This window comes from Microbacterium sp. LRZ72 (genome assembly GCF_033792225.1).
Lineage (GTDB): Bacteria > Actinomycetota > Actinomycetes > Actinomycetales > Microbacteriaceae > Microbacterium.
Map to the genome: position 1 here is coordinate 304211 of NZ_JANGEX010000002.1, position 12065 is coordinate 316275.

The 12065-nt window shown below is 70.0% G+C and carries 13 protein-coding genes; 5 read left to right on the forward strand and 8 right to left on the reverse strand.

Annotation, left to right across the window (positions count from 1 at the left end):
- Window positions 1-7: 7 nt before the first annotated feature.
- Complete coding sequence (locus tag M4I32_RS03965; protein WP_319033188.1) at window positions 8-490, reverse strand: CarD family transcriptional regulator; 483 nt, start codon at window positions 488-490, stop codon at window positions 8-10.
- Between the two features lie 135 nt (window positions 491-625).
- Between M4I32_RS03965 and M4I32_RS03970 the strand changes: the two genes are divergently transcribed.
- Entirely contained in the window at window positions 626-1123 is a 498-nt protein-coding gene (locus tag M4I32_RS03970) for a DNA modification methylase (RefSeq protein WP_319033189.1), read from the forward strand.
- Window positions 1124-1149: 26 nt separating this feature from the next.
- Here the strand turns inward: M4I32_RS03970 and M4I32_RS03975 are convergent, their stop codons facing one another.
- Window positions 1150-1833 (reverse strand): response regulator transcription factor, encoded by a 684-nt coding sequence (locus M4I32_RS03975; protein WP_319033190.1) that lies wholly within the window; start codon window positions 1831-1833, stop codon window positions 1150-1152.
- Complete coding sequence (locus M4I32_RS03980; protein WP_319033191.1) at window positions 1830-3077, reverse strand: sensor histidine kinase; 1248 nt, start codon at window positions 3075-3077, stop codon at window positions 1830-1832. The genes M4I32_RS03975 and M4I32_RS03980 overlap by 4 nt, the downstream gene beginning before the upstream one ends.
- Before the next feature lie 169 nt (window positions 3078-3246).
- Here M4I32_RS03980 and phoU point away from each other — a divergent pair, with 169 nt between their 5' ends.
- On the forward strand, window positions 3247-3906 hold the full coding sequence (gene phoU / locus M4I32_RS03985) for a phosphate signaling complex protein PhoU (RefSeq protein WP_319033192.1): 660 nt from the start codon (window positions 3247-3249) through the stop codon (window positions 3904-3906).
- Between the two features lie 88 nt (window positions 3907-3994).
- On the opposite strand, the gene M4I32_RS03990 is transcribed toward phoU, so the two are convergent.
- The 5 genes from M4I32_RS03990 to M4I32_RS04010 form a co-directional block, all read right to left on the reverse strand.
- A complete protein-coding gene (locus M4I32_RS03990) occupies window positions 3995-4744 on the reverse strand; it encodes a phosphoglyceromutase (protein ID WP_319033193.1) in 750 nt (249 codons plus the stop codon).
- Window positions 4745-4809: 65 nt separating this feature from the next.
- Window positions 4810-5904, reverse strand: coding sequence for an FUSC family protein (locus tag M4I32_RS03995; protein ID WP_319033194.1), 1095 nt, complete (start codon window positions 5902-5904; stop codon window positions 4810-4812).
- Between the two features lie 56 nt (window positions 5905-5960).
- Window positions 5961-7085 carry a YgfZ/GcvT domain-containing protein gene (locus M4I32_RS04000; RefSeq protein WP_319033195.1) on the reverse strand — a complete coding sequence of 375 codons (1125 nt, stop codon included), beginning with the start codon at window positions 7083-7085 and terminating at the stop codon, window positions 5961-5963.
- On the reverse strand, window positions 7082-7684 hold the full coding sequence (locus M4I32_RS04005; RefSeq protein WP_319033196.1) for an FABP family protein: 603 nt from the start codon (window positions 7682-7684) through the stop codon (window positions 7082-7084). The genes M4I32_RS04000 and M4I32_RS04005 overlap by 4 nt, the downstream gene beginning before the upstream one ends.
- A 134-nt stretch (window positions 7685-7818) precedes the next feature.
- Window positions 7819-8103, reverse strand: coding sequence for a hypothetical protein (locus M4I32_RS04010; RefSeq protein WP_319033197.1), 285 nt, complete (start codon window positions 8101-8103; stop codon window positions 7819-7821).
- Between the two features lie 82 nt (window positions 8104-8185).
- Between M4I32_RS04010 and M4I32_RS04015 the strand changes: the two genes are divergently transcribed.
- The 3 genes from M4I32_RS04015 (at window position 8186) to M4I32_RS04025 (ending at window position 12054) form a co-directional block, all read left to right on the forward strand.
- Window positions 8186-8884, forward strand: a complete 699-nt coding sequence (locus M4I32_RS04015) for a response regulator transcription factor (protein ID WP_319033198.1) — start codon at window positions 8186-8188, stop codon at window positions 8882-8884.
- A 66-nt stretch (window positions 8885-8950) separates the two neighbouring features.
- Window positions 8951-11119, forward strand: a complete 2169-nt coding sequence (locus M4I32_RS04020) for an RNA degradosome polyphosphate kinase (RefSeq protein ID WP_319033199.1) — start codon at window positions 8951-8953, stop codon at window positions 11117-11119.
- The gene (locus tag M4I32_RS04025) at window positions 11116-12054 is read left to right on the forward strand and encodes an NUDIX hydrolase (protein ID WP_319033200.1); all 939 of its coding nucleotides are present in this window, start codon (window positions 11116-11118) and stop codon (window positions 12052-12054) included. Before M4I32_RS04020 ends, M4I32_RS04025 begins: the two co-directional genes overlap by 4 nt.
- Window positions 12055-12065: the final 11 nt, after the last annotated feature.

Below are 12065 nucleotides of genomic sequence, written 5' to 3' on the forward strand. Positions count from 1 at the left end.
CCGGAGCCTAGCTCGCGAGGACCTCATCGAGAAGGACGCTCGCGCGCTCCTCGTCGATCTTCTCGGCCAGGGCGAGTTCGGAGATCAGGATCTGGCGGGCCTTCGCCAGCATCCGCTTCTCACCCGCGGAGAGACCCCGGTCCTGATCGCGGCGCCAGAGGTCGCGGACGACCTCGCTCACCTTGATGACGTCACCCGACGCGAGCTTCTCGAGGTTCGCCTTGTAGCGGCGCGACCAGTTGGTCGGCTCTTCGGTGAACGGCGCTCGCAGCACCTCGAACACCTTCTCGAGTCCCTCTTTGCCGATCACGTCGCGGACGCCGACCAGGTCGACATTGTCCGCGGGAACCTCGATCGTCAGGTCGCCCTGAGTGACACGAAGCTTGAGATAGATCTTCTCCTCGCCCTTGACCATCCGAGTCTTGACTTCGGCGATCGTGGCGGCGCCGTGGTGCGGATAGACGACTGTTTCGCCAACCTCAAAAAGCATGCAGTTATGTCCCTTCGGCAACCTCCAGAATACCACAGCGGACATACGCTAAGGTTCGCCAAGCGCACCCGGCGTGGACCCCTTTGCGACCCGGCTAGGATGGGAAAACAGCTCGCGCACCATCCTGGAGGACCTGTGAAATCCCGTCGGCTCGCCCCCATCGCCCTGGCCGCGGCCGTGTTGTTCGGCACGACGGGCTGCAGCCTCATCGCCCCGCAGGCGACCCTGATCCCCTACTCGCCTGCCGAGGGCGTGATGGCTCACACCGGCGACGTGGAAGTCCGCAACGCCGTGCTCGTCTCGGAAGACGGCGTGGACGGCAACCTGCTCGCCGCCTTCGTCAACAACGGCGAGAGCGCGCAGACGGTGACGATCGAGGTCAGCGGGTCCGACACGCAGAGCCTGCGCGTCCCCGCCGGAACCGCCGTCAGCCTCGGTGCCGACTGGTTCGACGACGCACCCGTGGGCGAGAGCCCGTTCCTCGCCGGCGACCCCATCCTGTTCGAGGGCATCGACACGATCCCGGGCGCCACCATCGAGGTCTACTTCCAGTCCGGTGACGGCGAGGGGGCCCTCGTCGAGGTCCCGATTCTCACGGGTGCGATCGAATATCTCGAGCCGTTCGTCCCCTGACACCCCTGCAGCCCCTCTGACGGGGGCTACGCCTCGAAGCGGTACCCGAGGCCGCGCACCGTCACCAGCATGCTCGGCTCGCTCGGCACCTCCTCGATGCGCGAGCGGATGCGCTTGATGTGCACGTCGAGCGTCTTCGTGTCGCCGAAGTAGTCGCTCCCCCACACCCGATCGATCAGCTGGCCCCGGGTCAGAACGCGGCCCGCGTTGCGCATCAGCACCTCGAGCAACTCGAACTCCTTGAGCGGCATGCTGATCTCGCGCCCATCGATCGAGATGCTGTGGCGGTCGATGTCGAGGGTCACCCGGCCGCCGGTGAGCACGTGATCGTCGAGGTCGACCTCGGCCTCGGCAGAGCGGCGCAGCACGGCGCGCATCCGCGCCAGCAGCTCCCGCGAGGAGTAGGGCTTGGTGACGTAGTCGTCGGCGCCCAGCTCGAGCCCGACGACGATGTCGACCTCCGAGTCCTTCGCCGTCACCATGACGATCGGCACCTGAGAGCTCTGGCGGATGCGGCGGCAGACCTCGGTGCCCGGCATCCCCGGCAGCATCAGATCGAGCAGCACGATGTCGGCTCCGCGTTCCTCGAACGCCTCGATCGCCGCGGGTCCGTCCTCGGCGATCTCCACCTCGTGGCCCTCCCGCCGCAGCAGGTAGGCGAGCGGGTCGGCGAGGTCCGGTTCGTCTTCGACGAGGAGCACCCGGGTCATGGTCGTCTCTCTTCCTGTCGGGGGGTCGAGCCGGCCGAACGGTCGCGGCGCGCTCGAGGTTTTCCGTCCGAGCGCTTGCGGCGCGCCTTCGGCGGGTCGTCGTCCTCGGGTTCGCAGCGCGGCAGGCGGATCGTGAACGTCGAGCCGCGGCTCAACCGAGACCATACCCGCACTTCGCCCCCGTGCCGTTGCACCGCGTGCTTGACGATGGCCAGGCCCAGGCCCGTGCCGCCCGTCCTGCGCGATCGTGCGGCATCCGCCCGGTAGAACCGTTCGAAGATGCGCTCCTGGTCGCTCTCGGCGATGCCGATGCCCTGATCGGTCACCGCGATCTCGACCGCTCCGTCCTCGATGCGCACGCCCACACCCACCCGACCACCACGCGGCGAGTAGGCGATGGCGTTGGCGATCAGGTTGCCCACGGCCTCCACGAGCATCGTGGGGTCGCCCATGACATACGCGCCGCGCTCCCCGCCGCGCACGAGCGTCACGCCGCCGGACGTCGCCTGCACGGCGTGCGCCTCGACCGACGCGACCACGACCTCGTCGACCGAGACGGCGCGTGCCTGGGCGAGCTGCTCCGCGGATTGCAGCCGGGACAGGCCCATGATCCGGTCCGTCAGCCTGGTCAGCCGCTGCGCCTCGGCCTGGATGCGCACCGCGAACGCGCGGACCTGCTCCGGGTCGTCGGCGGCCGAGTCGATCGCCTCGGCGAGCAGACTCACGGCGCCCACAGGGGTCTTCAGCTCGTGGCTCGTGTTGGCCACGAAGTCGTGGCGCATCTGCTCGAGCCGCTCCTGCTCGGTCACGTCGTCCACCACGACGAGGATGTGGCTCTCGCCCAGCGGCGCCGCGCGGGCCGACACGAGCCGCCCCTCGCTGGGCAGGGTGGATGCGGCGCTCGACGGCCGCCGCATCCGGAATCGGGTGCTCTTGGGCTCCCCCGACGCGCGGACGGCACGTACCAGGGTGCGCAGGTCCTCGACCCCGACGACCTCGCCGGCCGAGAGTCCGAACCCCGGTGCGGCCGGCGAGGCGGCCACGACCGTGAGCGAGGCGTCGAGCACGGATGCCGCGCCCTCCATCGCGTCGAGCACCTGCAGCACGCCCTGGGGCACGACCGCGGCCGCGCGCTCCTCGGCGCGCTGCGCGACACGCGCGGCGGTGAACAGCACCGTCGTTCCACCGACACCGACGACGACTCCGGCGAGCAGCGCCAGGAGCGCGACGCTGACCGGATTCATGCCTCCAGCGTAGAGTCCCTCGCGACCCCCGTCGGATCCCGCCCGCATCACGCGTGCGGTCACCTTCGGTACTATTCACACTCCCGGCACCGTTCGTTAACCTTCGCCCGTCAGGATCGCGAGGGTTGTGCGGGCGTCGTGCCCGTCGAACCGGAAAGGGACCACAATCGTGCGCGAAGTCTTCCATCAGTCGCTCGAAGACGTCCAGTCACGTCTCGTCGAGATCTCGGAGCTCGTCGTCGTGGCGATCGACAAGGCCACCCGGGCATTCGGATCGAGCGACGTCTCGCTCGCCGAAGAGGTCATCGAGGCCGACGCGATCATCGACGAGAAGGCGATCGCTCTCGACGAGCTGGCCATCGAGATCCTCGCCCGTCAGCAGCCGGTCGCCCGCGACCTGCGCATCGTCGTGAGCGCCCTGCGGATGTCGGCCTCGCTCGAGCGCATGGGCGACATCGCCGAGCACATCGCCCAGCTGACGCGCTACCGCTTTCCCGAGCGCGCCATCCCGAAGGGCCTCAAGAGCACCTTCACGAGCATGGGCAAGATCGACGTCGAGATGGCGCAGAAGCTCACCGAGCTGCTGCGCACCGAGGACCTCGCGATCGCCGAGGATCTGCGCGACCTCGACGACAAGCTCGACGAACTGCACGTGTCGGTGTTCGAGAAGGTGCTCGGCGAGAACTGGCAGGGCGAGGCGATGGCGACCGTCGATGCGACGCTGGCCAGCCGCTACCACGAGCGGTTCGGCGACCACGCCGAGTCGGTGTCGAAGAAGGTGCTCTACCTCGCCACCGGCGACTGGTCGTCGGAGCCCGACGCGGAGTGAGCCGCTCGGGCCCTGCGCCCGCGCGCTGAGAACGCAGATACGCCCCGGAATCCCTTCGATTCCGGGGCGTATCTGCGTTCGCGTCGGCTCAGTGCTTGCCCTGTGCGGCGACCGCCGCAGCGCCCGCGGCGGCGGCCTCGGGATCGAGGTACTCGCCCGGCCCCACGGGTCGCAGGTCGTCATCGAGACGGTAGACCAGGGGGATGCCGGTGGGGATGTTCAACTCGGCGATGTCCTCGTCGCTGATGTGCTCGAGGTGCTTGACCAGGCCGCGCAGCGAGTTGCCGTGCGCGGCGACGAGCACCGTCTTTCCCGCCTTCAGATCGGGGGCGATGTCGTCGCGCCAGTACGGCAGCATCCGGTCGATGACGAGCTTGAGCGACTCGGTGCGGGGCATCTCGCTCTCGATATCGGCGTAACGCGGATCACCGACCTGGCTGAACTCGTCGTCGTCGGCGATCGGGGGCGGCGGCACGTCGAACGACCGGCGCCACAGCATGAACTGCTCCTGGCCGAACTCCTCGAGGGTCTGCGCCTTGTCCTTGCCCTGCAGCGCCCCGTAGTGGCGCTCGTTGAGACGCCAGGATCGCTTGACGGGAATCCAGAGGCGGTCCGCGGTGTCGAGGGCGATGTCGGCCGTCTGGATGGCTCGGCTGAGCAGGGACGTGTGCAGCACGTCCGGCTGCACGCCGGCCTCAGCCAGCAGCTCGCCACCGCGCGCGGCCTCGGCGCGGCCTCGCTCGGTCAGGCGCACATCCACCCAGCCGGTGAAGAGGTTCAGCTCGTTCCATTCGCTCTGGCCGTGACGGAGCAGGATCAGGGTGTGTGAGGCGCTCATGACACCATGCTATCGACCGACGGGCCGCGCCCCGAGGCGGGTTTCGCGACGCTCGCGGGGCCCTTTCACAGGCGCGGTATGGCCGCCCGGGCGTCATCGCGGGTCATGCCGCTGGCGACGAGCAGGTCCACGGCCAGGGGGCGCAGCGTCGCGATCAGGTTCTGATCGCCCAGACCGGCCTCGGGAGCCATCTCGCGCGGATCCAGATGCCGGGCGATCGCGAGCACCTCCTCGCGCGCCAGCGGGGCGGCCGCGATGTCGTCGACCGACTCCCCGATCAGCGCGATGCCGCGCGCGAGCCCCTCGAGCACGTCCGCCACGGTGGGTCGCGCTGCGCCGTCGTCGGCGACGTACGCCGCACGGCGCGCGATCACCCGCAGATTGCGCGCCGCCAGGTCCATCGCGGTGACGATGCGCTGCTGCCGTCCCAGCTCGTCGCGCCGACCCCGCAGCCAGGGCGAGATGCGGGCTACGGCGACGGTCGAGTCCAGAGCCTCCCGCCACGCCCCGATCAGGGGGTCGATCGCCCGCGCCTTCTCGAGCGCCCGCTCGGCCCGGGCCCTGCTGCCGCGCCGAAGCGCCTGGGTGAGCGCCGCCACGGTGTCATCGAGGGCGAGGAACACGGCGCGCACGTCGCGGGCCGCCTCTGCGCGCGGGTTTCGCGGAATGAGCGCCGTGACGAGCAGGGCCGCGACCGCTCCCACGACGGCATCGCTCAGGCGCGTGATCGGCGGCGCGCCCACCGACACCGGCATGACGAGCACGATCACCGACTGGATCGCCGCCGCGATGGCGAACCCCGGCTGCGGGGAGAGCAGCCGGGCCGTCGCGAGGGTCATGAGCAGCGTCAGGGCGAGCTGCCAGGCGCCGTGCCCGAGGGTGAGCACGATCGCCTCGGCGATGAGGACACCGACCAGCATCCCCGTGACCGTCTGGAGCACACGGCGCGGGCGCGCGTCGCGCACGAGGCCGAGGCTCGAGACCGTCACGGTCGCCGCGAGCAGCGGCGCCGGGTGGCCGAGCACATAGACAGAGAAGGCGTAGGCGGCGGTCGCGGCGACGACGATCTGCAGGATCGCGCCCGCCGAGCGCCGCAGCCTGGCGAGGCCGGGGCGAGGATCGAACCTGTCGCGCAGACGCACCGGGATCGCGGCGGTCACCGTCGGCGGGTGCGCATCCCTGCCCCCGGAAGACGGACCACCGGAGGGGCGAGCGTTCACGACCGCGCGCGGGAGGACAGCCGGGGCAGGCGCGGCACGGCCGCTGCGGCCCCCGCTTCGGGGGGAACGATGACCTCGGCGGATGCCGCGATGTCGCCGTCGTCGCCGGCCACCGTCAGCGGCTGATCGATGGGCGCCGTGCGCTTCACGACCGCGAGCGCGATGGGACCCTGCTCGTGGTGCAGCGCGGCGGAGGTGACGCGTCCGATGCTCTTGCCGTCGTGGCGCACCTCGGCGCCGGGCTGCGGCAGCTCTGCGCCGCTGCCGTCGAGGTGCAGGAACACCATGCGACGCGGCGGATGACCGAGGTTGTGCACCTTCGCCACCGTCTCCTGCCCGCGATAGCAGCCCTTGCTCAGGTGCACGGCACTGCGCAGCCAGTCCAGTTCGTGGGGCAGCGTGCGTTCATCGACGTCGCCGCTGCGGCGCGGCCGCCAGGCGGCGATGCGCAGCGCCTCGGCCGCGAGCAGACCCGCAGGGCGGATGCCGTCGGGGCCGTCACCGAGCTGGGCCGCGATCTGCGCGAGGTCGTCGGCCGGCACGAGCGCGAGCGCCCATGCGAGACGCGAGCCCGGGTGCGGCGACGCGGCCGCGTACTGCACGCCCCCCTCGGCGACGCCGCGCCAGGGGTCGATCCAGACGAGCGGGATGCCGGCCGGCGCACGCACATGCGCATCCAGCACCTGCGGCATCCGGCCGTCCTGTGCCACTGCGCCGACGACGGCCACCTCAGCGGCGGCCGACACGGTCACCTGCGAACGGAACACCATGCGGCGCAGCCACGCCTCGAGAGCGGCGGCATCGGGCGCGTCGGCGACCAGCCAGGTGGTCTCGCCGTCGTCGAGCACGGCAGCCTGATGCTCGATGTGCCCGTGGGGATCGAGCACCAGAAGCTCGGTCGACACGCCCGGCGCCAGCGCGGCGAGGGCCTGGGAGGTGATGGAGTCGAGCCACGTCAGCCGCTCCGGTCCCGACACGGAGATCACCGCGCGGTCGCCGAGGTGCACGATCGCCTCGCCGCGTTCGAGCAGCACCTGCTCGCGCACCGGGTTGCCGAAATGCTCGGGGGCGCTGCCCGGGCTCACGGCCCCGGGAAGATCGCTGAAGGGCGAGGCCGTCATTCCGCCCTCCCCAGACGTGCCGAGGCATGGGAGCGCAGCTCCTGGCCATAGGCCGCGATGTCCCACGCCCACAGCAGGTGCGAGTCGACCAGGCCGTACATGCGCGTCGCGGCGGCGTAGTCCTTCGCGCCGGCGGAGCGCACCACGGCGTCGGTCGCCAGGTCGACGCGCGGCCCGGTGATCTCGCCGAGATAGAGCTCGCTGATGCCGTCGGAGTGCACGATGACCGCCTCGAGCTCGAAGCCGCCCCGCGCGGTGCGCAGGGACTCGACGTCGTCGGCGGTCCGGGGCGCGGCAGGAGCGACGGCGGGAAGGAGTGCCGGGCCGGCATCCGTATCGCCGAGGGTGCGCGAGAGACGCCAGAAGCCGGTCTCGGCGACGAGGCGACGGTCGGCGGCCCCGGCATCCGTGAGCCAGGCCGTGGCCGAGTAGTTCAGGTAGTCGCCGCCGTCGTGACTGAAGCTGACGCGGTGCGAGAACTCCGCCGTCACGTCACGACCGGGCGCGGCGTACTCGATGACACCGGTTCCCTCCCACACGCCGATCAGCCACGCGAGGGGCGCGAGGTCGGCGGGCAGGTCGGTGGGCAGTTCGTACACTGCGCCTCCCGTCAGCGCTGGCCGCGATACAGATTGAGGATGACGACGCCGGACACGAAGGCGATGGCGAGCGAGGCCAGACCGAGCAATCCCACGAAGAACAGTTCGAGCGCGACGAGGTCCATGCGTCGAGTCTAGATGATCGTGGCCAGCCCGACCGCGGCCGAGACGACTCCGAGCGCGACGAGGGCGCCGAGGGCGCTCGCCGCGACGCGACGGATGAAGCCGACGGACCGGCCGTAGAAGAGCTGGACCACGATGCCGGCGACGAAGAGGCCGGCCAGAGCGAGGGTGAACCAGACCGCCTGCCGATCGACCGGCACGAAGACGGCGATCGCCACGGCAACGGCGAGCGCGAGCACCCAGACGGCGACCACGCCGTGGAACGCGGGTCGAGGGGCGAGCTCGGGGGACGTCATCCCCCCATCATCGCGCACTCCGACCGGCGGCGTAAGATGGTTGTCACGATGGCCCCGAGGGGGTATCGCCGAGAGGAATCGCGTGGCCCAACTGCTCGTTTTGAGTTCCGCCCATGGAAGCGGCCCCGTTCTGCCTTCGCTCGAACTGCTCAGCCACCGCGTGCGACAGATCCCCGCCGAGCCTGCGCAGCTCGTGAACGCGCCGAGCGCCGACGTCATCTTCGTGGATGCGCGCACCGACCTGGTGGGGGCGAAGTCGCTCTGCAAGATCCTGAACACCACCGGACTGGACGCCCCGCTGCTCCTCGTCGTGACCGAGGGCGGCCTCACCGCCGTCAGCACCGACTGGGGCGTGGATGACGTGATCCTCGTCGGTGCCGGGCCCGCCGAGGTCGACGCTCGCGTGCGTCTCGCGATGGGGCGCCTGACCCAGGAGCAGGCGACGACCCGCATCCAGACCTCCGGGATCACGATCGACGAGTCCTCGTACTCCGCGAAGGTGCACGGCAAGCCCCTGGATCTGACCTACAAGGAGTTCCAGCTCCTGCACTTCTTCGCGACCCACCCCTCCCGGGTCTTCACCCGTGAGCAGCTGCTCAGCGAGGTGTGGGGGTACGACTACTTCGGCGGCACGCGCACCGTCGACGTGCACGTGCGGCGTCTGCGCGCCAAGCTCGGCGATCTGGAACAGCTGATCGGAACAGTGCGCAACGTGGGCTACCGCTTCAACGTCTACGAGGACGATCAGGCCCAGAGCACGTCCAGCCGCCGCGACGCGTAACGGACGGATCCGGCCGGATCACGCGCGGTTCACGCGCCTGTCATCCGCCGGTGTCATGATGTGGGCATGCTCGAAACTTCGATCCTCGACTCAGGGCTCGGCGACGCGGACGACGACGACTTCGACGAGGCGATCGAGTCCTATGACGCTCAGCTGCCCGAGCACCGCTACCTCGACCGCGAGGTCAGCTGGCTCGCATTCAACCAGCGGGTGCTCGAGCTGGGCGAGGATGCCCGGCTCCCCGCGCTCGAACGCGCCAACTTTCTGGCGATCTTCGCCAACAACCTCGATGAGTTCTTCATGGTGCGCGTCGCCGGTCTCAAGCGCCGCATCATGACGGGTCTCGCCGTGCCCACGAACGTGGGGCGTTCACCCGTCGACGTGCTCGCCGACATCTCGCACGACGCCCACCGGCTGCAGCTGCGTCACGCCGCCGCGTGGACGACGCTCGTCGAACCGGCGCTCGCCGAGGCAGGCATCGAGGTGGTCTCGTGGGACTCGCTCGGCGAGGCCGACCGCGGGCGGCTGTACGAGTACTTCCAAGCCCAGGTCTTCCCCGTTCTGATGCCGCTGGCCGTCGACCCGGCCCACCCCTTCCCCTACATCTCGGGGCTGTCGCTGAACCTCGCCGTGCGCATCCGCAACGCCCGCACGGGCCGCCAGGAGTTCGCCCGCCTGAAAGTGCCGCCCATGCTGCCGCGCTTCGTGGCGATCGAGAAGGATGCGGGAACCGCGCGCTACCTGCCGCTCGAGGAGCTGATCGCCAACAACCTCGGCGATCTCTTCCCCGGGATGGAGGTGCTCGATCACCACGCGTTCCGGCTGACGCGCAACGAGGACATGGTCATCGAGGAGGACGAGACCGAGAACCTCATCCAGGCGCTCGAGGCCGAGCTGATGCGCCGCCGCTTCGGACCCCCGATCCGGCTCGAGATCACCGACGATATGGATGACGTCACCCTCGATCTCCTGCTCAAAGAGCTCGACATCACCGAGCAGGAGGTCTATCGCCTGCCCGGCCCGCTCGACCTGCGCGGCCTGTTCGACCTCGCCCGCATCGACCGGCCCGAGCTGCACTTTCCGCCGCACGTGCCCACGACGGCCCTCGCGTTCCAGCCGGGCGACAACACCGAGCGCGCCGACATCTTCGCCTCGATCCGCAAGGGCGACGTGCTCGTGCACCACCCCTACGAGTCGTTCGCGACGAGCGTGCAGGCGTTCCTCGAGCAGGCGGCGAAAGACCCGCACGTGCTGGCGATCAAGCAGACGCTCTACCGCACCTCCGGCGACAGCCCGATCATCCAGGCCCTCATCGACGCCGCCGAAGCGGGCAAGCAGGTGCTCGCGCTCGTCGAGATCAAGGCGCGCTTCGACGAGGCGGCGAACATCGTCTGGGCGCGCAAGCTCGAGAAGGCGGGCGTGCACGTCGTCTACGGCCTCGTCGGCCTCAAGACGCACTGCAAGCTGGCGCTCGTCATCCGCGAGGAGAACGGCGTGCTGCGCAGCTACAGCCACGTCGGGACCGGCAACTACAACCCCAAGACCAGTCGCATCTACGAGGATTTCGGGCTCTTCACCGCTGACAACGAGGTGGGACGCGACCTCACGCGCCTGTTCAACGAGCTCTCGGGCTACGCGATCGAGAAGAAGTTCAAGCGCCTGCTCGTCGCCCCGCTGCACCTGCGCAAGGGCCTCGTGCGCCTGATCGACAAGGAGCGCCGCAACGCGATCGCCGGCAAGCCGGCCCGCGTGCGCATCAAGGTCAACTCGATGGTCGACGAGCAGGTCATCGACGCGCTGTACCGGGCCAGTCAGGCCGGGGTACCGGTGGAGGTGTGGGTGCGCGGCATCTGCTCGCTCAAGCCGGGCGTGCCCGGGCTGAGCGAGAACATCACCGTACGCAGCATCCTGGGCCGCTACCTGGAGCACTCGCGCATCTTCGCCTTCGAGAACAACGGCGACCCCCAGGTGTTCATCGGCAGCGCCGACATGATGCACCGCAACCTCGACCGGCGCGTCGAAGCCCTTGTGCGCATCGTGGCACCGGCCCACGTCAAAGAGCTCTCGAACCTGTTCGACCTGGCCATGAGCGACAGCACGAGTTCGTGGTGGCTGGGTCCCGACGGCGAGTGGACGCGTCACCACCGTGACGCCGACGACGCTCCCCTCGTCGATCTTCAGGACAAGATGATGGCCAAGTCGCTGCGGCGGCGCCGGGCGAGGGCGGTGCGATGACCGACACCGCTGTCTATGCCGCGGGCGCGGTCATCTGGCGACTCGTCGAGGGCAAGATGCGGGTGCTGGTCGTGCACCGTACCGCGTACGCCGACGTGTCGCTGCCGAAGGGCAAGGTGGACCCCGGCGAGACCCTCGCCGAGACCGCCGTGCGCGAGATCCGTGAAGAGACCGGCATCCGTGTGCGGCTGGGACCTGCCATCGGCATCTCGCGCTATCACATCGCCGGCAAGCGCCAGAAGATCGTGCACTACTGGGCGGCGCAGGCGACCGAGGACGCCATCCGCGCATCGACGTTCGTCCCCAACAAAGAGATCGCGGCGCTCGAGTGGGTCACCCCCAAGAAGGCGCGCACGCACCTGAGCTACCCCGCCGACATCGAGATCCTCGACTCCTTTCTCGCGCTCGTCGACGACGGCGTGCTCGAGACGTTCCCGATCGTCGTGCTGCGCCACGGCAAGGCCGAGGCCCGCGACGCGTGGGCGGGCCCGGACGCGACCCGTCCCCTCACCCCGCGCGGCTCGCGTCAGGCCAAGGCCCTCGTCGGACCGCTGCGTGCGTTCGGCGTGCGCCGCATCGTCTCGTCGGATGCCGTGCGCTGCGTGCAGACGGTCACCCCGCTGGCCGCGGCGCTCGGCCGAGAGGTGCACCGCACCGCGCGCATCAGCCAGGACTCCTGGGAGGAGGGGCTGGCCGACGTGCGCACCGTCGTGGGCAAGCGTGTGCGGTCGGGCAAGCCCGCCGTGCTGTGCAGCCACGGACCCCTGCTCGGCGAGATCATGAGCGAGATCGCGCTGGCCACCGCCACGGTGAAGGGGTCGTACCTGGGCAGCTCGTCCGACCTGGAGCCGGCCGCGTTCTCGGTGGTGCATGTGAGCGCGCCGCATCCGGGCTCGGGCATCGTCGCCATCGAGACGCACGCGACGAAGGCCTGACGGCCGGCGCG

Excerpts from the sequence above, each read along its gene's own strand:
- M4I32_RS03965 (WP_319033188.1), bottom strand. The coding sequence starts at position 490 with ATGCTTTTTGAGGTTGGCGAAACAGTCGTCTATCCGCACCACGGCGCC.
- M4I32_RS03975 (WP_319033190.1), bottom strand. The coding sequence starts at position 1,833 with ATGACCCGGGTGCTCCTCGTCGAAGACGAACCGGACCTCGCCGACCCG.
- M4I32_RS03980 (WP_319033191.1), bottom strand. The coding sequence starts at position 3,077 with ATGAATCCGGTCAGCGTCGCGCTCCTGGCGCTGCTCGCCGGAGTCGTC.
- M4I32_RS03990 (WP_319033193.1), bottom strand. The coding sequence starts at position 4,744 with ATGAGCGCCTCACACACCCTGATCCTGCTCCGTCACGGCCAGAGCGAA.
- M4I32_RS04000 (WP_319033195.1), bottom strand. The coding sequence starts at position 7,085 with ATGACGGCCTCGCCCTTCAGCGATCTTCCCGGGGCCGTGAGCCCGGGC.
- M4I32_RS04010 (WP_319033197.1), bottom strand. The coding sequence starts at position 8,103 with ATGACGTCCCCCGAGCTCGCCCCTCGACCCGCGTTCCACGGCGTGGTC.
- M4I32_RS04020 (WP_319033199.1), top strand. The coding sequence starts at position 8,951 with ATGCTCGAAACTTCGATCCTCGACTCAGGGCTCGGCGACGCGGACGAC.
- M4I32_RS04025 (WP_319033200.1), top strand. The coding sequence starts at position 11,116 with ATGACCGACACCGCTGTCTATGCCGCGGGCGCGGTCATCTGGCGACTC.